Annotated in this window: 24 protein-coding genes and 1 pseudogene; 18 read left to right on the top strand and 7 right to left on the bottom strand. The window is 64.3% G+C overall.

Annotated features, from left to right (window positions below):
- The first annotated feature begins 7 nt into the window (after positions 1–7).
- The 3 genes from ACQY9S_RS00975 (at position 8) to ACQY9S_RS00965 (ending at position 1,420) form a co-directional block, all read left to right on the top strand.
- Positions 8–502, top strand: a complete 495-nt coding sequence (locus ACQY9S_RS00975; RefSeq protein WP_428422708.1) for an SRPBCC family protein — start codon at positions 8–10, stop codon at positions 500–502.
- Positions 503–633: 131 nt separating this feature from the next.
- Positions 634–1,089, top strand: coding sequence for an SRPBCC family protein (locus ACQY9S_RS00970; RefSeq protein ID WP_428422707.1), 456 nt, complete (start codon positions 634–636; stop codon positions 1,087–1,089).
- Between the two features lie 25 nt (positions 1,090–1,114).
- Positions 1,115–1,420, top strand: coding sequence for a YciI family protein (locus ACQY9S_RS00965; protein ID WP_428422706.1), 306 nt, complete (start codon positions 1,115–1,117; stop codon positions 1,418–1,420).
- Between the two features lie 447 nt (positions 1,421–1,867).
- Here the strand turns inward: ACQY9S_RS00965 and ACQY9S_RS00960 are convergent, their stop codons facing one another.
- The gene (locus ACQY9S_RS00960; protein WP_428422705.1) at positions 1,868–2,125 is read right to left on the bottom strand and encodes a helix-turn-helix transcriptional regulator; all 258 of its coding nucleotides are present in this window, start codon (positions 2,123–2,125) and stop codon (positions 1,868–1,870) included.
- 495 nt (positions 2,126–2,620) lie between these two features.
- Positions 2,621–3,331: a DUF1845 domain-containing protein gene (locus ACQY9S_RS00955; RefSeq protein ID WP_428422704.1), complete on the bottom strand. Its 711-nt coding sequence runs from the start codon at positions 3,329–3,331 to the stop codon at positions 2,621–2,623.
- Positions 3,332–3,849: 518 nt separating this feature from the next.
- Between ACQY9S_RS00955 and ACQY9S_RS00950 the strand changes: the two genes are divergently transcribed.
- The 6 genes from ACQY9S_RS00950 (at position 3,850) to ACQY9S_RS00925 (ending at position 9,127) form a co-directional block, all read left to right on the top strand.
- Positions 3,850–4,428, top strand: coding sequence for a hypothetical protein (locus ACQY9S_RS00950; RefSeq protein WP_428422703.1), 579 nt, complete (start codon positions 3,850–3,852; stop codon positions 4,426–4,428).
- A 66-nt stretch (positions 4,429–4,494) separates the two neighbouring features.
- Positions 4,495–4,755: a hypothetical protein gene (locus ACQY9S_RS00945; RefSeq protein WP_428422702.1), complete on the top strand. Its 261-nt coding sequence runs from the start codon at positions 4,495–4,497 to the stop codon at positions 4,753–4,755.
- A 10-nt stretch (positions 4,756–4,765) separates the two neighbouring features.
- Positions 4,766–5,083 (top strand): hypothetical protein, encoded by a 318-nt coding sequence (locus tag ACQY9S_RS00940; protein WP_428422701.1) that lies wholly within the window; start codon positions 4,766–4,768, stop codon positions 5,081–5,083.
- Between the two features lie 68 nt (positions 5,084–5,151).
- Entirely contained in the window at positions 5,152–6,801 is a 1,650-nt protein-coding gene (locus tag ACQY9S_RS00935; protein ID WP_428422700.1) for an ATP-binding protein, read from the top strand.
- Positions 6,802–6,823: 22 nt separating this feature from the next.
- Entirely contained in the window at positions 6,824–7,795 is a 972-nt protein-coding gene (locus ACQY9S_RS00930; protein WP_428422699.1) for a DUF7146 domain-containing protein, read from the top strand.
- Between the two features lie 267 nt (positions 7,796–8,062).
- Positions 8,063–9,127: a DUF932 domain-containing protein gene (locus ACQY9S_RS00925; RefSeq protein ID WP_428422698.1), complete on the top strand. Its 1,065-nt coding sequence runs from the start codon at positions 8,063–8,065 to the stop codon at positions 9,125–9,127.
- 315 nt (positions 9,128–9,442) lie between these two features.
- Here the strand turns inward: ACQY9S_RS00925 and ACQY9S_RS00920 are convergent, their stop codons facing one another.
- Positions 9,443–9,601 carry a hypothetical protein gene (locus ACQY9S_RS00920; protein ID WP_428422697.1) on the bottom strand — a complete coding sequence of 53 codons (159 nt, stop codon included), beginning with the start codon at positions 9,599–9,601 and terminating at the stop codon, positions 9,443–9,445.
- Positions 9,602–9,764: 163 nt separating this feature from the next.
- Here ACQY9S_RS00920 and ACQY9S_RS00915 point away from each other — a divergent pair, with 163 nt between their 5' ends.
- From ACQY9S_RS00915 to ACQY9S_RS00895, 5 genes are all read left to right on the top strand, one after another.
- On the top strand, positions 9,765–10,412 hold the full coding sequence (locus ACQY9S_RS00915) for a FlhC family transcriptional regulator (protein ID WP_428422696.1): 648 nt from the start codon (positions 9,765–9,767) through the stop codon (positions 10,410–10,412).
- Between the two features lie 66 nt (positions 10,413–10,478).
- The gene (gene mobH, locus ACQY9S_RS00910; protein ID WP_428422695.1) at positions 10,479–12,143 is read left to right on the top strand and encodes a MobH family relaxase; all 1,665 of its coding nucleotides are present in this window, start codon (positions 10,479–10,481) and stop codon (positions 12,141–12,143) included.
- 1 nt (position 12,144) lies between these two features.
- Complete coding sequence (gene traD / locus ACQY9S_RS00905; protein WP_428422694.1) at positions 12,145–14,055, top strand: conjugative transfer system coupling protein TraD; 1,911 nt, start codon at positions 12,145–12,147, stop codon at positions 14,053–14,055.
- Positions 14,052–14,675 (top strand): DUF4400 domain-containing protein, encoded by a 624-nt coding sequence (locus ACQY9S_RS00900; RefSeq protein WP_428422693.1) that lies wholly within the window; start codon positions 14,052–14,054, stop codon positions 14,673–14,675. The genes traD and ACQY9S_RS00900 overlap by 4 nt, the downstream gene beginning before the upstream one ends.
- 62 nt (positions 14,676–14,737) lie before the next feature.
- Positions 14,738–14,860: a hypothetical protein gene (locus tag ACQY9S_RS00895; RefSeq protein WP_428422692.1), complete on the top strand. Its 123-nt coding sequence runs from the start codon at positions 14,738–14,740 to the stop codon at positions 14,858–14,860.
- Between the two features lie 177 nt (positions 14,861–15,037).
- On the opposite strand, the gene ACQY9S_RS00890 is transcribed toward ACQY9S_RS00895, so the two are convergent.
- The 4 genes and pseudogenes from ACQY9S_RS00890 to ACQY9S_RS00875 form a co-directional block, all read right to left on the bottom strand.
- Positions 15,038–16,831 (bottom strand): UvrD-helicase domain-containing protein, encoded by a 1,794-nt coding sequence (locus tag ACQY9S_RS00890; protein ID WP_428422691.1) that lies wholly within the window; start codon positions 16,829–16,831, stop codon positions 15,038–15,040.
- Positions 16,831–18,969, bottom strand: a complete 2,139-nt coding sequence (locus ACQY9S_RS00885; RefSeq protein WP_428422690.1) for an AAA family ATPase — start codon at positions 18,967–18,969, stop codon at positions 16,831–16,833. Before ACQY9S_RS00885 ends, ACQY9S_RS00890 begins: the two co-directional genes overlap by 1 nt.
- A gap of 340 nt (positions 18,970–19,309) precedes the next feature.
- Positions 19,310–21,387 (bottom strand): annotated as a pseudogene (locus ACQY9S_RS00880) (ATP-dependent helicase).
- On the bottom strand, positions 21,384–22,364 hold the full coding sequence (locus ACQY9S_RS00875; RefSeq protein ID WP_428422689.1) for a DUF72 domain-containing protein: 981 nt from the start codon (positions 22,362–22,364) through the stop codon (positions 21,384–21,386). Before ACQY9S_RS00875 ends, ACQY9S_RS00880 begins: the two are co-directional and overlap by 4 nt.
- Before the next feature lie 60 nt (positions 22,365–22,424).
- On the opposite strand from ACQY9S_RS00875, the gene ACQY9S_RS00870 reads away from it, so the two are divergent.
- The 4 genes from ACQY9S_RS00870 to ACQY9S_RS00855 are packed head-to-tail and all read left to right on the top strand — an operon-like array spanning position 22,425 to position 24,814.
- Entirely contained in the window at positions 22,425–22,628 is a 204-nt protein-coding gene (locus tag ACQY9S_RS00870) for a hypothetical protein (protein ID WP_428422688.1), read from the top strand.
- Positions 22,629–22,634: 6 nt separating this feature from the next.
- Positions 22,635–23,075: a LexA family protein gene (locus tag ACQY9S_RS00865; RefSeq protein WP_428422687.1), complete on the top strand. Its 441-nt coding sequence runs from the start codon at positions 22,635–22,637 to the stop codon at positions 23,073–23,075.
- 8 nt (positions 23,076–23,083) lie between these two features.
- Complete coding sequence (locus tag ACQY9S_RS00860; RefSeq protein ID WP_428422686.1) at positions 23,084–24,409, top strand: Y-family DNA polymerase; 1,326 nt, start codon at positions 23,084–23,086, stop codon at positions 24,407–24,409.
- Between the two features lie 60 nt (positions 24,410–24,469).
- On the top strand, positions 24,470–24,814 hold the full coding sequence (locus ACQY9S_RS00855; RefSeq protein WP_428422685.1) for an ATPase with chaperone activity: 345 nt from the start codon (positions 24,470–24,472) through the stop codon (positions 24,812–24,814).

The following is a 24,814-nucleotide window of genomic DNA, read 5'->3' as shown; positions in this document are numbered from 1 at the left end:
AAGCCCCATGAAGAATCGAACGTCGGTGGAGCGGAAGTCCCAGCGTGAGCTCGTCGTCACGCGAACCATCAATGCCCCGCCGCGCATCGTGTTCGAGGCGTGGACCAAGGCCGAGCTGTTCCAACGTTGGTGGGTCCCGAAGTCGTTTGGCCTGACGCTGCTTTCCTGCGAGCTCGATGTTCGCGTGGGCGGCGTGTACCGCCTCGTGTTCCGCCACCCTGCTGCCCCGGAGCCCATGGCATTCCACGGCAGATACCTCGAAGTAGTGCCGCCTTCGCGCCTCGTCTGGACCAATGAGGAAGCGGGCGGCAACGGGCAGGTCACCACGGTCACGTTCGAGGAAAGAGCCGACAAGACGCTGCTCGTCATGCACGACCTCTATCCCTCGAAGGAAGCGCTCGACGAAGCCATTGGCTCCGGGAGCACGAGTGGGATGGACGAGACGTTCAACCAACTCGACGAACTCCTCGCCGCCATGGGCGCGAGCCAGGGTCGGTCATAAGTCGCCGATCGGGCTCCGGCACCTGCGATCGCGCGCACGGATGATTTCGATTCTGTTGCAGCTCGCTCGTCGTGAAGTCGAAGCCCCTCGGGCCCCTTAGTGCGTCTTCAGCAAGCCGAACGGAGCAACTCATGCCAGCACTCAAGCGACTTCAGTGGTCGATAGACATTGCCGCACCGGCATCCAAGGTCTACCAAGTGTTGGTCGGCCCCGAGAGCTACAGGCAGTGGACGTCGGCCTTCGGCGAGGGCCTGTACTTCGAAGGCTCGTGGCAAAAGGGCCAGCGAATTCGCTTCTTGACTCCGCAGGGGCATGGAGTGACCTCGGAGATCGCCGAGAGCAGACCGAACGAGTTCATCTCGATCCGACATCTCGGCTACATCGCCGACAACGGCGTTGAAGACACGAGCAGCGAAGCCACCCGCGCTTGGGCGCCAGCCTACGAGAACTACACCCTCACGGACGCGCCGCAGGGAACGAAGCTGACTGCCGACCAGGACATCACGGAGGACTTCGAAAGCATGCCGGAAGCCTGGCCGAAGGCACTGGAAAAACTGAAGGCGCTGTGCGAGAACCGCGCTCAGTGACGCCTAGAGGCTGCACACATGCCTCATGACCGACATCAAGTTTCAAAAGAGAAGGGGCGCCTTGGCTAAGTACCTGATCTCCTTTCCCAGTGCGGCAATGGTCGTGCCCGACGGCGATTGGGAGGCGGTGGGCCGCGACTCGCACGCCGTGATCGACGAGGCAAAGGCCGCCGGCGTCTACGTCTTCGGCGGCGGCATCGACGAAGCCGTGCCGCCCGCGCTCGTTTCGGCCGACGGCGCAGTCGCCGAGGGTGGCTACCCGTGGGCGCCCCGGCTCGACGGCGGCTTTACCGTGCTCGAACTACCCTCGCGTGAGGAGGCGGTCGCATGAGCCGCGCGGATCGCGAAGGCTTGCCGCTGCGACCAGGAACTGCGCGTCTTTCAATTCGACTCACAGTCCTGAAGGCTGCGGGTTCGCCGGCATAGCGGTGGCTACCTGTTCAATCGCCGTTTCGATTTGCGGCGAATCCTCCTGCGTCTGACACAAGCTGCCTGTTATTCCGTCGCTCACCCATTGCACCTCATCCGCACGGCTGAACCATCTTGCTGATCGGGACACCAGTTGAGCAGACCACGCCGCAAAAGTGAGCGCGGCATGGGCAACAAGCTTCGCCTAGTGACGCTCCGCCGGGCGCGCGGCGCTTTGTTCCTCGCATTCGTAGCATCGCCCGCGCGGACGACTGGACTCACTGCAGTTCAAGATGGGGAGGGCCACAGTTCACGAAGGACGCGGTGCCGGCCTGCGCCGTCTGCTACGCACTGAAGGCGAACTCGACGCTCAAGAGGCGATCGACTGCTGCGCGATCCATTGCCGAATGTCCTCGGCCCGCCAGACGGTGACTCGCTCGGAGAGTTTCACAGGCTCGGGAAAAGTTCGTGCCTGGATGCGCCGCCACAGCGTGGACTTAGAAATGGGCACGAAGGCCAGCACCTGCGGCTGGCGCAGGAATCCCGTCTCCGGCAGCACGGAGGGGGCGCGGGATACGGGAAGCACCACCTTGGCATCGGTGGCAGGAATAGAAGTAGTCTTAGGCATGATCTGGTCTCGGCGCGGCTTTCACCGATGAAAGACATGACCTGCTCTTTCGCGGCCGCATAGGTCAGAAGTGCGCGAGCCGCCAGGAACGCGAAACACCAGAGCGCACCGTCGGCGTTCCGGGCACGCGGTGCTGGGATGAGCGATCGGATGCAGCCACCCGCAGCATGGCGAGGGCTCATCCGAAGGTACAGGGAGCGGCGGCAACACGATCCGCGGGCACGTCGCAATGCGCAGAATGCACGTGGAACCGTTCAACGCAAGGCAGGTATCGACTGCGACGCCGCTGCGGGAGCAGCGGAGGTGCGCGCGGACTGCGCGAGCCGCCACGCCGGACGACTTCTTGACACCTTAGTCGAAGTGGTGGGCCAGCTCAAGACAGCCGGCGCCGAAAATCCCGCAAGCGCCTGGAAGGTGCCGCCGTTGTGCATGGCGAATGCTGCGGCGCCATTCCATGCGGTGGGCACACGCTGCTATTCGCTGGATTCAATCACGTCAAGGCGCTTGGCCGAACTGCGCGCCGCAGTCTCCTGCACCATCAGCGGTCGCATCAAGGGCTGGGGTGTCCAACGTTGCCTGCTCCAACGTCACCTCGCCCTCTTCAGCTTCCGCATACTCATGAGCTGCCAGCGCATTCATCCGCCGCCGCAGACCCATCGCGAAATTGCGCGTGCCGTTGGCCACGTCGCGCACCTGGCGCTTCAGCGCGGCGCGCTGGATGTCTACCTGCTGCGTGGAGAGCACTTCGTGGATCTCGAGCGTCTGCAGCAACGGCATCAGCTGATCCAGTTTGCCCAGCACCTCCAGGAAGCGCCGGCCGCTCGACGACAGCACGCCCACTTCGACGTCCAGCGGCACGGTGTCGTAAGTCGCCGCACTGGTGATGCCGTGCGCCTTGAACAAAGCCTCGGCACCATCAATCGCCAGATTGAGCTTCTCGCTCACAGCCTCCGTCTGTGCGCGTATCGCCGCCTCGACCTGCGCGATGTCGTCTGCTCCCAGTCGCGTACGCGCGATCACGGAGATGAAGTGAGCATTGAGCTGCTGGGTGTTGAACAGCCGCACGAAGAAGCGCTTGCCCTCGGCGCTGGTGAAGCGCGTCGGCATCTTCAGGCTGGCGGCCTCTACACGCCGAAAGTCGGCCTTGGTCTCCTTGGCGAGGATGCGCGCATTCACGCCGCCCTGGTCCACCTTGACGATCTGCATGTCCGTCATGTTCAAATCTCCGCGCGTTGAAGCCCAGGGTGAATGGTGTGAACGCGGCGCTGCACTCGCCACGAACAATGGCGCGGACTTCAGTGGGTTTTCGGGATCAGGGGCTTGTTGACGCACTTGGCCTGTTGACCTCACGGTGGCGTCCCGCTACCTTGGCGCCATGCAGCAGCTGGCCCTGCATTCGAACAAGGCAAGCCCTGGAGATTCATCGGTGTTGCGTAGTCCATGGGTCGATCCCGACCCGATGGCGATGCGCAGTGACCGCACGTGTGACCGTGCCAGTGTTGTGACGCCATCGAAGCGGGCTTTCGAGGCGGGGGCGTCGTCTTGCCTCCCTGCCCTCTCGCCGAAAGCTCTCCCTGATCGGTAGCTGGCCCGATCCAGGCGGTTCATTCCGCCACCTGCGCCAGCCCCTGAGTCTCATTCCATAGCGTCGGCGTTCGCCGGCATTTCGTCACCCCTGGGGGCATGCGCCCTCAGCTGAGATGCGTGTCGCCCCCAATTCCTTCATGGAGGCCACGATGCTGTACCCCAACGCATCGCTCGACGTCGCCGGCCCTGCCTCCGCTGGGTTGGCTTTCACATCGTTCGCCGCACCGTCGCACCGGCCCTCAGCCAGAGCGCCGGACATTGCGGGCGCTGATGCCCTGTTCGACGACGACACATCACCCGTCGAGTGGAGCGAGGAAGACCTCGTCTTCCTGCACTGGCGGCTATTGCAGGAGGTCAGCCAGCTGGCCGACCCGGACACGCCGCTGGAAGAGAAGTTCGACACCTTGCGCTGGGTCTTCACCGAGCGCGAGAAGGACGGACGCCCCTTCTCGTTTGTGAGCTGCCTGCGTGTCGTCGGTTGCAGCCCACTGTCGCCGATCGCCTATTGCGGCTTGGTCGATGCGGAAGAACTGCGCAACCACATCCGCACCCGCGTAAGGGCCTGGCTCGGTGAAACGCTTGCGCGCTATCCCGACTGGGTGCGCGAAGCCATCGCCATCAACCCCGCGTGGATCGAGGCGCGCCTGGCCAAGAACCCGCAGTGGATCAACGAGCAGCTCAAGCGGATGTCCACCGAGGGCGACCTGTTCGCCTGAAGCCATCCATCAACCCATCGGGCCTGCGCTGTATGCGCAAGGCCGCCCCTTCATCAAGGAGTCCCCATGTCCACTCTGAAGGACACCCTGTGCCTGCTGGCGATCCTGGTCGCCTACGGCATCGCAGGACGCATGGACCACGACGACGCGGTCATGCTGGAAGAGGTACGGCGGGCAGCGGCACTGGCCGACTGCACGGCAGACGAGATGCGCACGACCCATGGTCCGCAGGAGCAGGACAACGATCTGCGCTGCGATCCACGCGATGACGGCGCCGATGCGAACACACCGAACGGTGACGTGCCCTGCACATCGCCTGCGCTGTGAGGCGACCGCCATGCACACCCATGCGCATTCAAGCGACAAGACGCCTCGTCTGTTGGCCGTTCAAACGCCGGAAGACATCGAGTTCCTCGTCAAGGAAAGCGAAGTTCTCACCGGCCAAGCCGGCCGCACCTTCGTCATTGCGGGTGCCGACTGGTTGATCTATCGCGTGCACTGGCAGCCGCTGGGTCTGAAGGTCGAGCGGCTCGACAGCCAAGGCCAGGTCCTGAGCATCCAACACCTGCTGCTCTGGGAGTTCCTCGAACACCACCTGATGGAAGCCCAGGCCGCCAGCCAGTTGTTCACGCCACCAGTCCGCCGCCCCGGCTGACCACATTCATCCCCTTGGCGGGCTGGCCCCGCCGGGGCCGCGTTCCGCCTGCACTCATGGAGTCCATCATGCAGATACAGGTTCGAATCAATGAGGAAGGTGCGTTGCGCAACCAGCGCTTTGCCTTCACCGATCGCTTCACGCTCGTCAGCGAGCTGTTGCAAAACGCCCGCCGCGCCGGCGCGACGTGCATCGAGATCCACTACGACGCGGCAACGCAGGTGCTGCAGGTCAATGACGATGGCTGCGGCCTCACCGATTTCCAGAAGCTGCTGAGCTTCCACGAGTCGGGCTGGGATGCAGCCACCTGCGCCGAGGAACACCCCTTCGGTGTGGGCTTCTCGAAGTGCCTGTACGCGTCCACACGTTGCATCGTCACCTCCGGTCGCCAAAGGGTCGACATCGACACCGCGGCGGCACTGGCCAAGTCAAGCATCGAGGTGGAGCAAACCACCGACGCTGACGCGGTGACCGGCACGCGCATCGAACTGCATGGCGTGGGTCTGCCCGACCTGGGCGCGCGCGTCGAGACCTTGTGCCTGGGTTTCGCAGTCGAGGTGCTGTTCAACGGCCAACCGCTGGCGCGACGCTTTGCGCAAGAGCGCATGGCCATGACGCCCAGCGCCATGGGCATGGTGCATCTGGCCGGCACGAGCGACGGCCAAACCAGCAGCGACACGATGGTCTTCCTGCAAGGCTTCTGCGTCCTCAAGCCGACCTGTTGCAACCTCGAGCGGGTCAACGTCGTGCACCTGGACTCGCGCCAGTTCATGGCACGCCTGCCGGATCGCGACAAGCTGATCGACGAAGACGTGCAGCGCCAGCGCATCGACGCCGAACTGAAGAGTTGCTGGCGCGCGACCTTGGAAGTCGCCAAGACCCAGCTCTCGCCCGAGCGCTTCGTCGACACCTACTACGCGGCAATGCGTGCCTGGGGATACCTGGACCTGATGAACGATCTCGATGTGTTGCCGGCCTGGCTGTGCGACGCCATCGCGGGCTATCCGATCCAGGACGACAGCGGCCAGCGCGAGTATGCGCAGCCCGTGGCCTCCGCCCCGACACGTGCCGACATCGAAAGCGGCGCCGCGACGCTGGTGGCCTTGGACTGGGTCAACGACGAGAACGCACCACGCTGGATGATGGCGCGTGCCAAAGGCTGGTTGGTCTTCGACTGGATCGGCCTGCATGCGGACCACTGGGTGCGGCGCCATGTGCGCTTTCTGGAAAACGAGTTGGCCGAGGTCGAAGCCGTGTCGGAGCAGTTGCGCACCGTGCTGGAAGGACGCTGGGTCTGGCCCAACGTGATCCTGTGCGAAGCCGTCCGCGTTCGGATCGGCGATGACGTCGCCGAGATCACCGACGCCGGTCTCTGCCACGACGGTGCGATGTACATCCCTGCGGGCGAAGGCTCCGGCGAGCCGGTGCGCCAGCTCTCGTCTTTCACCGACGAGCACGATCAGTTCCTGGATTTCGACATGGACGCTGACCGTGACGCGCTGGCGGACCTGATCCGTCACCTGCGGGCGGTCGATCCGGTGCAGACCTTGGACTCGCTGTTGCAGGAGCTGCGGCTGGGCAAGTACCCCTTGCTGCACGGCAAGACCTTCCAGCTGACCGTCGGTGTGGGTTCGGCGCCCAGCCATTCCATCGAACTGCTGGAGCAGGCCGAGGGCACGGTGTCGAACGGTGCGGGAGGTTCTCATGCAGAACCTTGAGTACGCCGCGCGCGTCGAGGAGGTGAAGCGCCGCGCCCACGGACGCTGGACCGAGATACTGGCCAGCCTGGGCGTCGAAGAGCGCATCCTGAAGCGCCGCAACCTGCCCTGCCCGCTGTGCGGTGGCACCGACCGCTTCCAGTACACCGACAAATTCGGCGAGGGCAACTACCACTGCCGCCACTGCGGCCCGGGCGGCGGCTTCAAGCTGCTGCAGGCCATCAAGGGCATCGACTTCAACACGGCGCTGCTAGACGTCGAGCGATGCGTCGGAGCCGTGCTGCCTCTGCTTCGCACGGTGTCCACCGAACCGTCGGCCGAGCGCATGAAGACGCTGGCCAAGCGAATCTGGGATGAAGCCAGGCCGGTGATTGCCGATGACGAGGTCGACCGCTATCTCGCGGGTCGCGGGCTGGGTTTGGCGTCGTACTCCAAGGTACTGCGCCTACACCCTGCCCTCGGCTTCTACGAGAAGGATGGCGCGGGCAAGTCGCGCAAAGTGGCCGAGTACGCTGCCATGCTGGCTTGCGTCCAGGGTCCGGACGGGCACGCGGTGACGCTGCACCGGACCTATCTCAAGGACGGCCGGAAAGCCGCAGTGCGCGAGGCGAAGAAGGTGTTGTCGTCCGGGATCAATAGCGCCGCTGTGCGGCTGTTCGAACCCACCGATGAGCTCGCGATCGCCGAGGGCATCGAGACGGCGCTGGCGGTGCACTTGGCCACCGGCAAACCGGTATGGGCCGGGCTCAACGCCGGCAACCTGGAGAAGCTGTGGTTGCCGGACTCGGTGCGCCGCGTGTGTGTCTACGCGGACAACGATGCTGATGGCCACTTCGACGGCCAGGCTTTCGGCTTCGCGTTGGCTCGTCGGTTGAAGAAGGAGGAACACCGCACCGGCCCTCGGGAGGTGCAGGTGTTCGTCCCCAAGGAGCCTGGCACGGACTGGGCCGATGTGTGGTGCGCGAAGCTGCAAAACAGCCGGCGCGCGGCATAGTCGTTGATGGCGGTGCGGTCGAGGGACCGCACCGGCCTTTTCAGCAGCACTTCGCGTTGGCGTGGTGCTGGTGACAAGGTTCTCCCGCTGGTAGCTGTCAAACCAGGTCGCGCTCGGCGCGGCGAAGACAGCCCTGGAGTTCTCGCGCGATACCCATCGCGCCTTCGTGGATCGGCACTACCGATCCGTCATCAGCCCTTGCGGGGATGTGCCTTCCCGCAAGCGGGCCGCGCCATTCCCGCTTCAATTTGTTGATTGGAGTTTGATATGAGAAGCGGACGTTCTCTCGTGAGCCTGGCGCAGGAACTGGAGCGCCAACTGGCATCGAAGAAAGACTTGGTGGTGCCGTCGTCGCTGTTGCAGCACGACACCGACGACACGGGCGACACCCGGATCGTCATCGAGGAAGGCGGTGTGCCGGCGCGCTACGGCGTCACACCGCTGGCGCGCCGGCAACTCGCCGACAAGCTGAAGATTCCGTATGCGTACTTCGAGCGCATGCGCGGCGAGCAACCCGTGCTGCTGGATCGCAACGTCAACACCTGGCTGCAGAGCGAGGATGACCGGCGCATGATCCGCACGCTGGACGGCAACGTGCGTGCGGTGCTGTCGGATCGCTATCGCCGGCTCGACAATTTCGACCTGGCTGAAAGCGTACTGCCGATCCTGCAACAACTGCCCGAGGCGCGTTTCGAGTCAGTCGAACTGACCGACACGAGGATGTACCTCAAGGTCATCACGCCCCGCCTGAAGTTCGAGATGGCGCCCGGCGACGTCGTTCAGGCCGGCGTGGTGGTGTCCAACTCCGAGGTCGGCCAGGGCACGCTGTCGGTGCAGCCTCTGCTGTACCGGCTGGTGTGCCGCAACGGCCTGATCGCCTCGGACCGATCGCTGCGCAAGACCCACGTCGGTCGAGCGCTGGGTACCGACGATGAAGCCATTCTGGTCTTCAAGGACGACACCTTGCGCGCCGACGACAAGGCCTTCTTCCTGAAGGTGCGCGACGTCGTGCAGGCGGCGGTGTCGGAAGCAACTTTCCGGCAAACGGTACAGAAGCTGCAGAAGACGCTGCACATTCCGCTCGTCGGTGATCCGGTCAAGACGGTCGAGGTACTGGCGCAGCGCTACACGCTGAATGACACGGAGCGCTCCGGCGTGCTGCGTCATCTGATCAGCGAAGGCGATTTGTCCGGCTACGGGCTGGTGAATGCCGTGACCCACTTCAGCCAGGAAGTCGAGGACTACGACCGGGCCACCGAGTTCGAGGCACTGGGCGGCAAGCTGATCGAGTTGCCAACGGATGAGTGGAAGGGGCTGGCACAAGCCGCCTGATCTGACTCGGTTCCGAATTGGGAGGGAGGGCCGCTTTGGCCTTCCCTCTCTTGTCCCGCGACGGCGAACGCCACCGACCCAACAACGCAAGCGGCAACGAATCGGGGCGGTTTTGCATGGCGATGAGGTAAGCAATTGCACGAGCCGCCCAGGGCCATTGATCGACGCTCTGGTGCCGGGATATGCTGGTCACGCGCACTGTCATGCGCACCACTTGCTCGGAAGAGCGCGAACCCCAGAGATCGCAACTATCGACCTTGTCCGTTTCCGCGCCCATGCGTGGGCCACCATCAGGGAGAACAACAGATGCCACGCTCAGATGTCGAATCGACCAACCTGCACATGCTCAACATCATTCGACTGGGCATCGAGGCCGACCGCGTTGGAACCAGCAGCAGATTCGCGCTCAGCGCGGTTCTCATCGAGCGCCTTCGTAGCCTCACCCAGGAGCAGCTCTGGGCCTTCGTCGCGCATATCGGGCAGTCCACGCTGTTTCCGCCTCGCGAGGACCTGCTGGCGCTCCTGAACGCCCCTGTGCCCCTCGCCGGCCCACTGGCTGCAGTGCGCACACCCCGACCCGCGCCGCCACCGTCGCCCCCTGACACCTCGACTCCGATCACGTGAGGGAACGACCCTCATGCCCACTCTGGTTGATCGCAAGTTGAGGGCCGTCCAACTTGCCAAGGACTGCCGCGATCTTGGAGCCCGCGCCCGCACCATCCACCACGTTACAGGCCTGCCGAAGCCCGAACTGAAGCGCCTGCTGTTCCCAGACTCGAAGGCCTTGCCGCGCGGCCGTGCACCCAATTCACCCGAGTGGTATCACGGAGCCAACCTGCTGTACCGGGCCGAGTCGTCAATCGTCATCTCCGTCTACCGGCGCCTGCGCAAGAGCGGCTTCTCCGCGGGCCAGACTTTGGTCAGCGCGTACCGACACTATCGAAGCGTCTGCGACTGCTCCAGCCGCATCAGCTTTGATCGGGCGTTCGATCTCGCCTCGCACGCCGATGGAATTTGGGTAGCCAAGGACTCGGTCTTCACCATCGCGACTTGTTCCTTGTGCGGCTGCCAGTTCCTGGCAGCCCAAGGCAGTGCACCGAGCAACAGCGACGACTGCCCGTTCTGCCAACTGGTGAAACGCTATGCCTGCGACCAGCGTGTACAGGCCTCGTTTCCGCCGCGTTCGCTCGACAACCCATTCGACGTCCAGTTGTCCGTCATGGCCATCGTCTGTCCCGGTCATCAGCACCCGCATGGAGCCGATGGCGAAACGGGGCCTCAATAGGCAGCCCTTCGGGGCGACAGGCAACGCGTCGAGTCGAAGAATGCCTTCGGACTTCCGGAGGTGTCGATGGTCTTCCCCCAAGCAGCAGCCCAGAGCGCACGCAGCGCTTTTCCGGCGTCCGACCCCGGGTTCGCGCCTGCGAGCACAGACGAGTTGCTGGCGCAGAACGACGATTTGATCGCGCGCATCAAGCTCTGCTACGGCGCGGATCGCGACACCTACGACCGCGACATCCTGACGCTGATGCGGCGCTACGCCGCCTACGTGCATCTGCTGCCGGCCACAGCCGACAACTACTTCAGCCAGCCAGGTGGCCTGCTGCGCCTTGGACTCGAAGCGGCCTTCTTCAGCCTGCAGGGAACGGACGCGCACATCTTCTCAGGTCGCTCAACGATCTCGGTGCGCCGGCAACTGGAGCCGCGCTGGCGGCACGCCACCTTCATCGCCGGCCTGTGCTGCGAACTGCATCGCGTTCTCAGCCACGTGATCGTCACTGACACCCAGGGCGAAGAGTGGCCCTGCTATCTGCAACCGCTCGCTGGCTGGCTCGCCGCACGAAGCGCGGAGCGCTATTTCCTGCGCTGGCGACCTCAGGCGCATGAGACACGCGGGCTGGGCGTCTTCGCGCTGCCGCATGTGGTGCCGCTCGAGGTGCTACAGGATCTGTCGGTTGACAACGCGGTCATCGTGCCCCAACTGATGGCCAGCATCGGCGGTGTAGCGCTGTATCACGAGCGCAATGTGCTCGACGAACTGGTGCGGCGTTCGCTGGCACTGGTGATCGACCGCAACCTCGCCGGCACGGCCGACCGCTACGGCTCGCCGCAATTCGGCTCGCACCTGGAGCGCTACCTGGTCGATGCCCTACGGCGGCTTGCCAGCGGACATTCGGCTTGGATTCCCAATCGAGAGAGATCCCGGGTCTGGTTTGGCTCGGACGGGCTGTTCCTGCTGTGGCCAGGTGCCGCCGAGGACGTTTACAAGCTGCTGGAATCGGATCAGCTGGCCGGCATTCCGAAGGCACCGGAGACCGTGCTTGAACTGCTGCTCGCCGCTGGCGTGCTGGCTGCCCAGGATTCGATGCAAGCCACCTGGACCATCCAGCCGCCTGGTGCCAAAACTACCCTAGAGGCCGTCAAGCTCGCGTCACCGGCCATCTTGTTCTCTGGGATCGATCCCGCGCCCGTGCCGCTCGAGAAAGCGCTCGCGCGCAAGGACGGAGCGGTGGATGAGGAACCACCTGCACCGGCGCCCACCGTCAAGGTGGGAACGCAGCTTTCATTGATCCCCCCTTCACCGGCGACACCGGCCACGCCGGCAGCGCAGACAACGCCAACCGCGCCACCCGAGGCAGCGCCGGCACCGGCACCGCCCGCGCCGCCGGCCACCCTCGCGCTGCGCGCACCACTGCGGCTGAACCCGGTGGTGCGTGATGCCCTGACGGTCGTCGTGCACACACTCAACCACGCGGCCGGCCCTGCGCAGTGCTGCACCGTGGCCACCGGCATCTTCATCCCCCTGTGCGAGCTCGAACGGCGCGGTGTGCCGCCTTCGCTGACCTTGCGCGCCCTGGCCGACGTTCACATGTTGGCCACGGTCGACGCCAAGGGACCGCCTACCCTGACACGCGACTTCAACGGCACGCCGACCGTGGGGCTGGTGCTCGATCCACGCTTCGTCGACGGGCTGGATCTGGAAGGCTTCGCCCTGCCCGAATCCGAGGGCGCCTGACATGCTGGTACGCCGCTACGAGATGCCCTGGCGGCGCGCCTACGAGCTCTACGCCGGGGGCGTGTGGGCGCTGGCGCTGGTGTTCTTCGTGGCCGTTGGTGCGACGGGCCAGTTGCCCCGGCCGTTGGCGCTGCCCTTGTCGGTGGTCTGTTTCGCCATGGCCCTGCTGCGCGTGACGCAAGCGCTGGACACCCTGGTCCTGCGGGCATCGCTGACCGGCCGGAGTATCCAGGTGATCGGCACGAACGAACTGGCACAGTGGTGCCAGAACCCGGTCGATGTGTTCCTGGGCTTCGGGTTCGAATGGCAGCCGGTGCACTCGCAGCGGCTGTATGAACTCGCCAAGATCGACTACCGGGATTTCGCGGTTTCACCGCGGCTGCTGCGCTGGCTCGGTCATGACGTCTCACCGCAGCCCGACGCCGAGATCGGTCTGCCCTACATCCACGGCGTCGAGCCTCGCGAAGTTCCCTTGCATCGCCCGCTTCAGAACTTCGAGGGTGGCACGCTGCTGGTCGGCACCACGCAGTCCGGCAAGGGCGTCGCGTTGGCCAGCCTGGTCACCCAGGCGGTCCGGCGCGGCGACGTGGTGATCGTCATCGACCCGAAGAACAGCCGCCGGCTCAAGCGTGTCGTCGAACGCGCTTGCGAGGACTACCGCGAGCCGGACACCTTCATGGAATTTCACCCAGCGTTTCCCGAACGAGGAGTGCGCCTGGACTTCACCTTCAACTGGCAGAAGCCCACCGAAATCGCGTCACGCATCCAGTCCATCATGCCGCCAGACACGGCGGGTGCGTTCTCGGCCTTCGGATGGGACGCGGTCAACGTCGTCGTGCAGGGCCTGGTCGAGTTGGAGGAGCGGCCCAATCTCGTCAAACTGACCAAGTACATCGAGGGCGGCATCGAGCCGGTGCTCGAGGGGACGCTGCGCCGCTTCTACGACGAGGCCCTCGGAGCGGGCTGGCGCGAGCGGCCCGACATGAAGAAGTTGCTGCAAGATGCTCAGCGCGGCAACATCAAACGCCCCTCCGAGGCAGCGAGCAACGATCTACTGGCCTTCGTCGCCTACTACGAACACCACATCGCGCAGAGCCAGCGCGGCAAGGTTGTCGACGCGCAGGTGCGCACCTTCCGGCACAACCGCGAGCACTATCAGAAGATCACGGCCAACCTGCTGCCCGTGCTGTCGATGCTGACCTCGGGTGACCTGGGTCGTAGCCTGTCACCCGACCCGTTCGATGCGGACGATCTGCGGCCCATCGTGAACTTCGAGAAGGTCGAGCGCGCCGGCCACGTGCTCTACATGTGCCTGGACTCACTGCCCGATCCTTCCGTCGCTACCGCAATCGGTGCGCTGGCATTGGCCGACCTGGCCGCGCGCGCAGGCATGCGCTACAACCTCGGTGGCTATCGGCGCATCTCGCTGTTCGTTGACGAGGTGTCGAACGTCATCAACCAGCCGCTGATCGAGATCCTCAACAAGGGCGCCGAGGGCGGCATCTTCACGACCTGCGCGATGCAGACGCTGGCCGATCTGGCCAAGCGGCTCGGCAGCGAAGATGCCGCACGCATGGCGCTGGGCAATCTCAACAACCTGATCGCACTGCGCTCGAAAGACCGCCCTACCCAGGACTTCGTCGTCGAGACCTTCGGCAAGACCGCCATCCACACGATGCGCGTCGGCCTGAGCAGCGGCGGCGACGCCCACCTGGGCGATTTCTCTTCGAGCTACTCGACCCAACTCACCGAGAGCTTCGAGGAGATGGTGCCGGCCGACGTGCTGGGCAAGTTGCCGAACCTGCAGTACTTCGCGTCGGTGTCGGGTGGACGGATCATCAAGGGGCGCTTCCCGATCCTGAACCCGGATTTCGATCGACCTGCAGCGACCGCGACCGGTGGACAGCCATGATTCGGATCGTGGCCATCGCCTCGCTCATGGCGTTGCTGATCCTGGTGCTCTATCTGCCGTCGGCCCACCCGCCGGAACGCTTCGTCGCGCAGTTGCGGGTGGAGCATGGACAAACTACTCGGTTCTGGAGCGCGCAGCATGCCGAGAACATTCTGACGCGCACGCTCGACGCTCAGAACTCGGCCGGGCAGTTCAGCCCGATTCCGAACTTGCGCCAAGCACCCGATCCGAGTCGCATCGATTCGGCCGTTGCCAGCGAGATGTCGGCGGTCAACGCGCGACTGTTCAACAGTCCCTATTTCCGATCGATCGACGCCCTGCTGTTGCTAGCAACCTATCGCTGCTTCATGCTGCTCGAATGGCTGCCGTGGCTGGTTGCCTTCTGCGCGGCCGCGCTGTTCGATGGCGCCGTTCTGCGCGCGGTCAAGGCCAAGCAGTTCGCGCATCACGATCCGGAGATGTTTGCGCTGCATGTCTGTGCGGCCATCGTTGTGGCGTGCGGGACGGTGATTGCGTTGGTACTACCTGTGACGTTGCCGGCGCTGCTGTTGCCGGGGGTGCCGGCCGGCATTGCGGTGTTCGCGGCGGGGGCGTTGGGAAATTTTCATCGCCGCGGGTGACTGGGCAGAGCTAGATCGTCTACCTTGGCGTCGTTGCAGCTGCCGGTCGCGGATGACCGTTGATGGCCGGGCCCGACCGCCTGGTCGTCGACGCCGAACGGCCGATGAGTGATCGCAGCAGCCATTCCCGGCTGGCTGACCGCAATCCGCCCCCGACCTACCGCACGGGCTTCACCGGGGACTGACTCTGGACGACCCAAAGCGGGCTTCCGTGGCCTGAAAAAGCGGCCTTCCAGTGCGCCGCCCATCGGCGCTTCAAGCTCGCGTCCTTTCAGTGTGCTGTCGCGGCCTCAGTTGAACCTGTACGCGACCCGCCGCAAGGGACTGGGGTCGCTGTACTTCAGCCTGACCGTTGCCCCGCATCAGACCACGTCATAGTTGAAGGCGCAGGCCGCTAGGCTCTGGGTCGGCAGATAGACATCGTACCGCCCACGCGGCCGGCCGGTCTCGGAGAAGAGATGCAGGTTCTTCCTCGCTCTCGACCCGATCACGTACAGGAGCTTTCTCGCACTCTGGGGGCCGTTCTGGTCATTGAAGTGAGGAACCATGCCCTCCAGGAGAGCAAACGCTACGACCACATCGAACTCAGCTCCCTTCACGCCGTGAATCGTCGACACCGTGATTCCGCTGCGGTTCTGAAAGACACGCCTGAAGAATTCGAGTTCAGCGATGCCAGCAACGCCGTCGTTCTGCAGGCGAGCAACGCGCCGTGCGGAACTCTCGAAGAATGCGGCATGGTGGTCCCGCAGTTGTGCGATCTCGGGATACTGAACGCCCAGGCGCAGGAAGACCTCATCAAAGTACAGTCTCAGATACTCGAGGCCTGCTTGCTCCTGGATGTCTATTGCGTTTGACTCCCGGAGGAGCGCTTTGGCGGAGAAGTTCGACGTGTCCACACCGACTTGTCGAAGATCGCGAAGCACCTCCTCCACCCAACGCAGGCGACGCGTGTACATGTCGGGGGACGGCTCGGTCAGAGCAACCCGCGAAAGCTTGTACCAGAAGTTCTCTGTATCTCTCGCAAACGGCACCATGCCGGGACCGTCGAACTGGTACTCCGGCAGTGTGGCAGCAAGGCCACGTGTCATCGTCGCCAGGTGCACCCACTGAGGCGCCAGCACGCAAACCTCGTGCGGCGGAACCTCCAGGTTCTCGATGTTGTGGCGAACAAGTCTCGCGATCTCCTCTATCAGATCGGCGCGCCCAACGTGGGTGTTGTACGAGATAAGGCTTGGATAGTTCTGATCCTCACCACCCGGTGCTATCTGCGTGTTGGAGACGTTGAAGTTGCCGAAGTACTCGATGATTCGGGCTGACGACCGATAGTTGAGCGAGAGCTGCTTCGGCGTGATCTCCAGGTTGGTCAACGCGCGCAGGTCCGCTAGCTCTATGGGGTAGCCACCAAGCGAGCCATAGATGCCCTGGTTGGGGTCACCCACCATGAAGAGTCGCGTAGCTCCTGCGCCGGAACGCAGGATCGAAGCGATGATCGAGTACTGAATTTCCTTGGTGTCCTGGTACTCGTCGACGAGCACCATCGAGAACATCTGGGACAGCAGACGGCTGATGGCGGGTATGCGTTCCACGAGCTTGCACGCATGCCACAGCAGCAACTCGAAATCTATTTGTCGATTCGCTTCGAGCGTCCTGAAGTACTCCGCCAGGATTGCATGCAGGCTGTGGTGTTTTACCGGATTCGGGCATCCGAGGTGATAGCCGTCATGCGCGAAGTAGTATTCGCAGTCGAAGGTGTTGATCCGCTCTCTGGCATAGGGTTGGCAGAGCTGCTCGAACAACAGCTCCTTTTCATGCTGATCGATGATGCGATAGCCGTGAGCTAGAGCCGGCTCATAGATGCCATAGGGCTTGATGATCCACTCAAGGCAGAAGGCGTGAATCGTTCCGATCCACAGCCTCGCAGTGTCGACCCCCAAGTCCTCGATGCGCTGCTCAATTTCATCGGCAGCGCGATGCGTGTAGGTAATGGCGACAACGAACTGCCGCTCCGATTGAAGTCGGGACAGTTCATAGGCGACCTTGTAGGTCAGTGTCCGTGTCTTGCCGCTGCCCGGGCATGCGATCAGGAAGACGCTACCCTCTTCGCGAACCGCCTCTGCCTGTTCCGGATTCAACTCTCTGGCAGTCCAGGCGAACATCACTCAACCGCCGCGAGAATGCCGTGAATCTGGTCGCCTGGAAGGCAAGGCCCCATCGCCGCCTTGAGCGTAGCAAGATCAATGGCACCTTGCCGGTACGCGGCCAGTCTCGCGCGCGCCGTGTCCGCTACTGCTTGTGGAATATCACCAGCCGCTAGCGCTTGAGCGGCGCGGTAGTCGTAGATGTTGAAGAACAGCTCGCTGCTAAGGGTCTGTCTTGCAAAGAAGACCGCATCCTTGATGTAGCCGGGCAAGGTCGTCCTGTGGTCGATCTTCTTGGACAGCAAGACGGCGAACCAACCCTTGCCTTGGTTCTCCGCCATGGTCAGCACCCTTCGTCCGAACGCTGCCCTATCTCCCGATGTGAGCTCGGCCTCGGCCGTCGCGATAGTCGCTGCCGAGGCGTACACGTCCGGCACGACCTTCTTGACGACCTCCCCATTGCCAGCGGCAATGAAGTCGACCTCAAATGTGTGTTCGGCGTAGCTGACCGACATCAAGGGATTGGGTGCCGCAAACCCGTCAAGGGCCACCTTCCGTGCCGCGCCGGAAACCTGTGAGGCAAGGCAGCGCTGCTTGTAAGTCGCCAGCGCTGCCGGGTCGCCCGCCACTGGCGTAGTGTCGATGAATGCAGCGTCGAGGTCTGTGATGATGCTGCAGCGCTTGCGGATTCTGGTCTCATGGAAGAGAACCGCGACATTCTTGAACCCAGTGCTGCGGATGTTGATCAGGCTTATGCCGAGCTCGTCGAGGCTAAGGCCCAGCACCTTCTTGAAGAGCACTGGAATCAGAATTTCTTCGGCATCTCCCTCGATGAGCACAACGCTCTTCGCAAAGAGCAAGTTGCTGCGCACGGCATCCAGATAGCGCTGCAGGCTACCGATCTCATCTGGCGACAGACCGGTCGCTGGCTGATAAGCCTCGCATGTCTGGCCGTTGCGGCCCAGTATGTTGACGCTCTGTATCTTGCTTACTTCGGAAATTTGCGTGGAGTGCGTCGAGTAGATGATCTGGGTATCTTCATACGCTATGCGATCAAACAAGGTCTTCTGGATGTGCGTATGAATGTGTGCTTCGGGCTCCTCAATGACCAGGAAGTTGGCGATCGCCTGATGCGCCTGCTGGTACTTGAACTCAAGTAGCTTCAGCGACAGGTAGATAAGGTTCGCACCGCCAAGACTGAGTTCATGAATGGCGCCCTCATAGTCTTCTTCCGACTCACCAACGAATAGGCGAAGCGACTGGAAGAGCTTCTCCGCTTCATCGGACAGTTCGGACTTGATGGATAGCGAACTCGGTGAGTAGGTCTCCCCGGCGGCATCCTTGATCGTGTCGCGAATGTTCGACCGAACTGTCTGTACGTCTTCGAGCTCTTCGATCGCCGTGTTGAGATCCAGTACCTTCTCCACGATAGGTGCCATCACAGCTGGGGCGATGTCACCGCTCTTCGCTTTGAGAAGCGTCAGAAGTGGATTGGTTCGGTTGTTGTGGAACTCGGCTACCACGTCACGCAGCGCCTGAATAAAGGTGAAGGACACTTCCTTCGCGACCGAGAGATAGACCGGGACGCGCGCGCCCACTCGAGGGTCGTCGACCTCAGGACGAAAGATGCAGGCGTCGAAGTCGCCTACAAGCTCCTTATAGACCGCGGGATTGCAGAAGTCGGCTTCGCTCCTGCCCGTGAACAGCGTCTCATAGTCGGCGATGGTGATGGTCTGGCGGATCGCCGTAAGGCCTGCCATGTCCCAGTCGTCGAGCTGCGCGAGCTTCAGCCTGAGCTCCTTCTTCGGACGGAAGATCAGGTTGTATGTCGCACGGCCGATTGGTCCGCCCGCGACAACGCCAGTGCCGTGCAGGAAGAGCGCCTGAATCGCTTCGTCCGGCCCGATCTCGTCGAACTCCAAGCTGATGATGATCCAGTGCCCGCGCCAGTCACCCAGCCCGCGATGGAAGTCCGACTCGTCCAGCCTGTGGGCCGAGCGCAGCATGTCGTCATCGAGCAGAAGCCGGATTGCCCGAAAGAGGTTCGTCTTCCCCGAGCCGTTCTCGCCTATGACGGTGTTGACGCCCTCGGTGAACGTCAGCGTCGTACTCGCAAAGTTTCGGTAGTTGACAAGCCTGAGCTTGGAGATGTGCATCGCGAGAGGGCCCTCCCGTTTGGCTCTTCTGCGGTAGTCGCGCGACCGGCTACCCGCTCCACTATAGCAACGCCGTCCTCCAAGGGAAGCGTGATCCAGTGTGCGCCGCCTCGGACGGCAAGTACTCGCTCCTTACCGCTCTCAACAACTTCTGCTGTTGGCCGCGCCTTGCCATACGAGGCCGTCGAGTGACAGTCCGCTCGGCGTCACATCGCTGGCGCTCGTCGAGCCAGACTTGAACTCACCGACGGGTCGATTTGACGCCTACATCAGCGTCCGTTTCTTCAACACTTGCACTCAACCCGTGGCCGGTGACACCGACCGATTGAAGCGAGGAAGGCTATCGCCACATCGTCCTGAACCGCTCCCGCAGATCCAGCGCTCGCAGTGCCTCCTCGGCCACGATCGGCTGCGATCCGCCCGTCGTCGGCGCGACCACATCGAACGTGCGCGCCACCGCAGGTGAAATGAAGCGCGTCAGCGCCGCGTACATGTGCCGGTCTCCGAAACGCCCCTGCTGCGTGACGTAGAAGCGCTGCGGCACCAGCAGGTGCAAATGCTGCTTGGCCCGTGTCATCGCGACGTAGAGCAGTCGTCGTTCCTCTTCGATCTGGGCGGCCGAGCCGGCGGCCATGTCTCCCGGGATGCACCCGTCGACCACGTTCAGGACATTGACCGACTGCCACTCCTGTCCTTTCGCCGAGTGAATCGTCGACAGGATCAGGTAATCCTCGTCGAGGTGGGGCGTGCCGGCTTCGTCGCTCGTCGACTGCGGCGGATCGAGTGCGAGTTCGGTCAGAAACCGTTCCCGGCTCGCGTAGCCCCCGGCGATCTGTGCGAGCTGCGACAGGTCTGCCTGACGGCACCCGCGCATCGTCGTAGAACCGCTCCAGCTGAGGCAGGTACCAGTGCTGCACCTGCTTCATCTCTGCCGGCCAATCCGACCCGGACCGAAGCGCCTGCAACAGGTCTGTCAGCGCGCGCCACTCCTCGCGTGCGGCGGGTGGTGGCTGGAATGACATCAAGGCCTCGCGCGGCTGTGACGCCGCGTCCCATCGCATCCAGCAGGCGCCGGGCGCTTGCCGGGCCGATGCCTGCGACCAGCAACGCCTCCCTGAAACCCGCCAGACGGTTGCGCGGGTTCTCCGCCCAGCGCAGCACGGACAGCACGTCCTTGACGTGCGCCGCTTCCAGGAACTTCAGGCCGCCGAACTTCACGAACGGAATGTTCCGCCGCGCCAACTCAAGTTCGAGCGTCGCGCTGTGGTGCGATGCCCTGAAGAGCACCGCCTGGCCCTTCAGACGCAAACCCTGCTCCCGGTGCGCGAGGATCCGCTCGGCCACCCAGCGGGACTGCGCTGCATCGTCCTCGACCGTGACCAACTGCGGCTTGTGGGACGAGGCGCGATCCGTCCACAAGTCCTTCGTGAAGCGCTCGGCAGCCTCGGCCATCACCGCGTTCGACGCGGCGAGGATCGGCTGCGTCGACCGGTAGTTGCGCTCGAGTGTGACGACCCGTGCCGGCACCGGGAACTGCTGCGGAAACTCCAGGATGTTGCGTACCTCGGCGGCGCGGAACGAGTAGATCGACTGCGCGTCGTCGCCGACGACGGTCACGCCGCGGCCATCGGGCTTGAGCGCCTTCAGGATCGCGGCCTGAATGCGATTGGTGTCCTGGTACTCGTCGACGAGGATGTGGTCGAAGCGACTTCCGACATGGATCGCCAATGCGGACTCGGCCATCATGCCGGCCCAGTAGAGCAGCAGGTCGTCGTAGTCGAGCACCTGTTGCCGCTGCTTCTCGGCGGTGTAGGCGGCGAAGAGTCGCCCGAGCTCGTCGAGCCAGTCAATGCACCAGGGGTAGCTGCCCGTCACTACCTCCTGCAGGCCGGCCTGGCTGTTCACCGCACGCGAGTAGATTGCGAGGCACGTGCCCTTCATCGGAAAGCGCTTCGCGGCGGCGGCCAGGCCGCACTCTTGCCGCACCAGCGCCATCAGGTCCTCGGCATCGCCGCGGTCGAGGATGCTGAACGACTCGCTCAACCCGATCCGGGTGGCGTACTGGCGCAGCAGCCGCGCTCCGATGCCGTGGAAGGTGCCGGCCCACGGCAGCACCGGCGGCGTGCTGCCCGCAGGCAGGCCGAGCGCGAGCTGCAGCAGCCCGCCGGCGCGCGCGACCATCTCGGCGGCAGCGCGCCGCGAGAAGGTGAGCAGCAGCAGGCGCTGCGGGTCGGCGCCGGCGCACACGAGGCGCGCGACCCGCGCAGCGAGCGTCTTGGTCTTGCCGCTGCCGGCCCCCGCGATCACCAGCAGGGGCCGTGCCTCTTCGGCATCACCCAGACCATGTTCGACGGCGTCGCGCTGGGCGTCGTTGAGCTCCGCGAAAGGGTCTCGCACCTCAGGCACGGACGAGGTCATGGCGGTCCGGCCTGGCCGAGAAGCCGCCGCTGCTTCCTCTCCAGCGCCCGCGCGGCGCGCACGCCCTGGTCCTCGTGGTTGACGTTGAGCAGCACGACGACATCGAACGCCTTGTCGACGAGCCCGTCGATGCCGCGGCTGAGCTCGTCCAGCTCGGCATCGGCGTACTCGTAGTTGAACCGCTCCGACGAGGCCACCAGCCCCTTGGCGTCCCAGGTCTCGGCGTTGCGGCCGTGCAGGCGCACCAGCGCGAGCTGCGGATGGGTGACCTCCCAGACGCCGTGTGCGTAGTTGCCCACGCCCTGTGGTTCGTCGACGATGGTGTGCACGACCCGCATCGCGCGCAGCCAATCGAGCGTCTCGGCCGCTCGTTCGGTGCCGAACCAGGTGGCGTTGCGAAACTCGATCGCCACGAGATGCCCCGCCATGCGTCGCACACACGCCTCGACATGCGCTCGCCAGGCCGCCGTGTTGGTCACCCACGGCGCGAACTGGAAGTGCACCGCGAGCAGCTTGCCCGCGTCCTTCAGCGGCGCGACGGCCAGGATGAAACGCCGCCACACCTCGTCGAGGATCTCCTCGGGCAGGTCGGCGTAGTAGTGGTTGCGCTTGCCGGCCTTCAACTGCGGCAGCGCGGCGGCGATGTCGGGCGGAAAGACCTGCGGCGGCGTCTGATGCCCGGTCAGCAAGCGGAACGCCTTGATGCTGAACCTGAAGTTGGCCGGCGTGCGCTCGACCCAGCGCACGGAGTTCGCCGGGTCGGGCATCGCGTAGAAGCTGCTGTCGACCTCGACGATCGGAAAGTTCAGGGCGTAGAAGCGCAGGCGTCCTTCGGGCGTGCCGGTGCCGCGCGGGTAGAAGGCCTTGCTCTTGATCAGCGACGGATCGCTCCAGCTGCACAGGCCGATGCGCACGTTGCCGCGCCGGCCGACGGCCTGCGGGGACGTGTCTTCACCGAGCAAGTCGTCGCTCGCCATGTTGAATCCAGAGCTGGATGGATATACAGTGTAGCGCCGAACCTCGTCAGATCCTCCACCATGAACGCCCCGCTGCTGCCCGAGGTTCTTCTCGGCATCGATTCGTCCCAGGAGCCCCAGCTGCCGCTCGCCTCCGAGGGCGTGCTGCGCTATGTCTGGCAGGGCCGGTTCGGCGCGATGTTGATCGAGGTGAAAGACGGGGTCGCGTTCGTCAACGAGCAACGGGTGGAGCCGCATGTCGCGCCCGCCCAGCCTGCGAAGTAGGCGGCCATGCAGGAAGAACCTTCATTCCGCGAAGGCGTTCGCGTCGGCCGCAGCAGCACCGATGCAGCGCCGGCTGCGCGGGCCAGCGTCGCGATCGGCTTCGGCTCGCCGGCGAACGATTCCGGCGTGACGCGGCTCGATCTCAACGACATCCTCGTCAGGAGCCCACAGGCCACCTTCCTGATGCGGGTGGAGGGCGACTCGATGCGCGACGCCGGCATCGATGACGGCGATCTGGTGCTGATCGATCGTGCCGTGACGCCGGCGCATGGGCACGTCGTCATTGCCGTGGTCGAGCAGGAGTTCGTCTGTCGGCGCCTGGTGAAGCAAGGCGACCTGCGTCTGCAGGCGGCCAATCCAGCCGTCGCGGACATCGTCCCGGCCGAGGGCGAAGGGCTCGAGATCTGGGGCGTGGTGACCACCGCCATCAAGTCCATGACGGTCTGAGGCGATCGATGTTCGCGCTCGTCGACGTCAACAACATGTACGTCAGCTGCGAGCGCGTGTTCCGCCCATCGCTGGTCGGTCGCCCCGTCGTCGTGCTGTCCAACAACGACGGTGCCTGCATCGCCCGCAGCAACGAGGCCAAGGACCTGGGCATCGAGATGGCGCAGCCGTGGTTCCAGGTGCGCCACCTCGAGCGCAGCGCCGGTCTCATCGCGCTGTCGGCGAACTTCGAGCTGTATGGCGACTTGTCCAGCCGCATGATGACCTTGGCCGCGCAGTACGCCCCGCGCCAGGAGATCTATAGCATCGACGAATGCTTCCTCGACTTCGAGGGTGTCGGCGGCGATCTCGTCAGCATTGGCCGTGACCTGCGGGCGACGGTGCTGCAGTGGACCGGCCTACCGACCAGCGTGGGGTTCGGCCCGACCAAGACGCTCGCCAAGCTTGCCAACCACGTGGCGAAGACCGCCGATCGCAAGCCGGGCAGCTACCCGACGGCGCTGGCGCAGGTCTGCCACTTCGGCGCGATGTCGCGCGGTGAGCTCGACGACGTGATGCGAGTCACCGCCGTCGGCAACGTCTGGGGCATCGGCAGGAAGATCGGTGCGCGGCTCAACGACGGCGGGATCCGCACCGTGCTCGATCTGGTCCACGCGGACGTGGCCGCGCTGCGCCGGCAGTTCAGCGTCGTGCTCGAGAAGACGGTGCTGGAGCTGCGCGGCACATCGTGCCTGGCCGTCGACGATGCACCGTCGGCCAACCAGCAGATCATGTGCTCGCGCTCGTTCGGTGCGCCGGTCACGGACCTTTCGTCGCTCACCGAAGTCGTGAGCCAGTTCGCCTCGCGCGTGGCCGAGAAGGTCCGCCACCAGCAAAGCGTCGCCGGCGCCGTGCACGTCTTCATCACGACGAGCCCGTTCCGCAAGAACGACCGGCAGCACAGTCCGAGCGTGACGATGCCGCTGGTCCGTCCGACGGCCGACACCCGCGCGCTCATTGGCGCCGCGGTGCATGCGCTGGAGGGCATGTACCGATCCGGTTTCAACTACGTCAAGGCCGGCGTCATGTTGGTCGACCTGCGGCCGCAGGGACAAGATCAGGGGGAGCTCGACCTCTTCACCGGTGCCGGTGAGCAGGAGCCCGTGGCCTCTCGCCAGGACCGCTCGCGTCTGATGGGGGCACTGGATGCCCTGAACCGACGCTTCGGGCGCGGGGCGGTCGGCGTCGCGAGCGCAGTCCACCAGGCGGCCCACAGCAGCCACATTGCAAGGCAGGAACGGCGCTCGCCACGCTACACGACCCGGCTGGACGAGGTTCCCACGGCGAGGGCCTGATGACGGGCGCTACTGCAGGACACAAAGGCTCCGAGGACTGGCCGCTGCAAAATGCCCACCATGTCCGATGAAAGCCAGATCGTCGTCCCACCGTCATTCGTCGCGCTCTTCGTCGAGCCCGGACGGGTCAAGCCGAACGCCTCGCGTCAGCATATCCTGGAGCGCTACGAGCTCTGCGAGGACCTGGCGACGATGCTGATGGACCACGCGAAGAGCAAGCTGTGGGAGCTGGGCATTACGGAAGCGGATGTTCTCGAACGCATCCATCGCGGCTTGCTGAAGGACGAAGCAGGGGACGGAGCAGGCGTCGAGGGCGTCGAGGCAGGGTGGGTGACCCGAAGGCTGGCCGAACTGCTCGACTGGGACTGCCCGGCATTCGAGGCGGGGCCAAGCCCGCGCGGCTGA

The sequence above is a fragment of the Methylibium sp. genome (assembly GCF_965279545.1).
Classification (GTDB): domain Bacteria; phylum Pseudomonadota; class Gammaproteobacteria; order Burkholderiales; family Burkholderiaceae_C; genus Methylibium.
The sequence above is the reverse complement of the archived record's forward strand: the minus strand, read 5'-3'. Positions and strand labels throughout refer to the sequence as shown.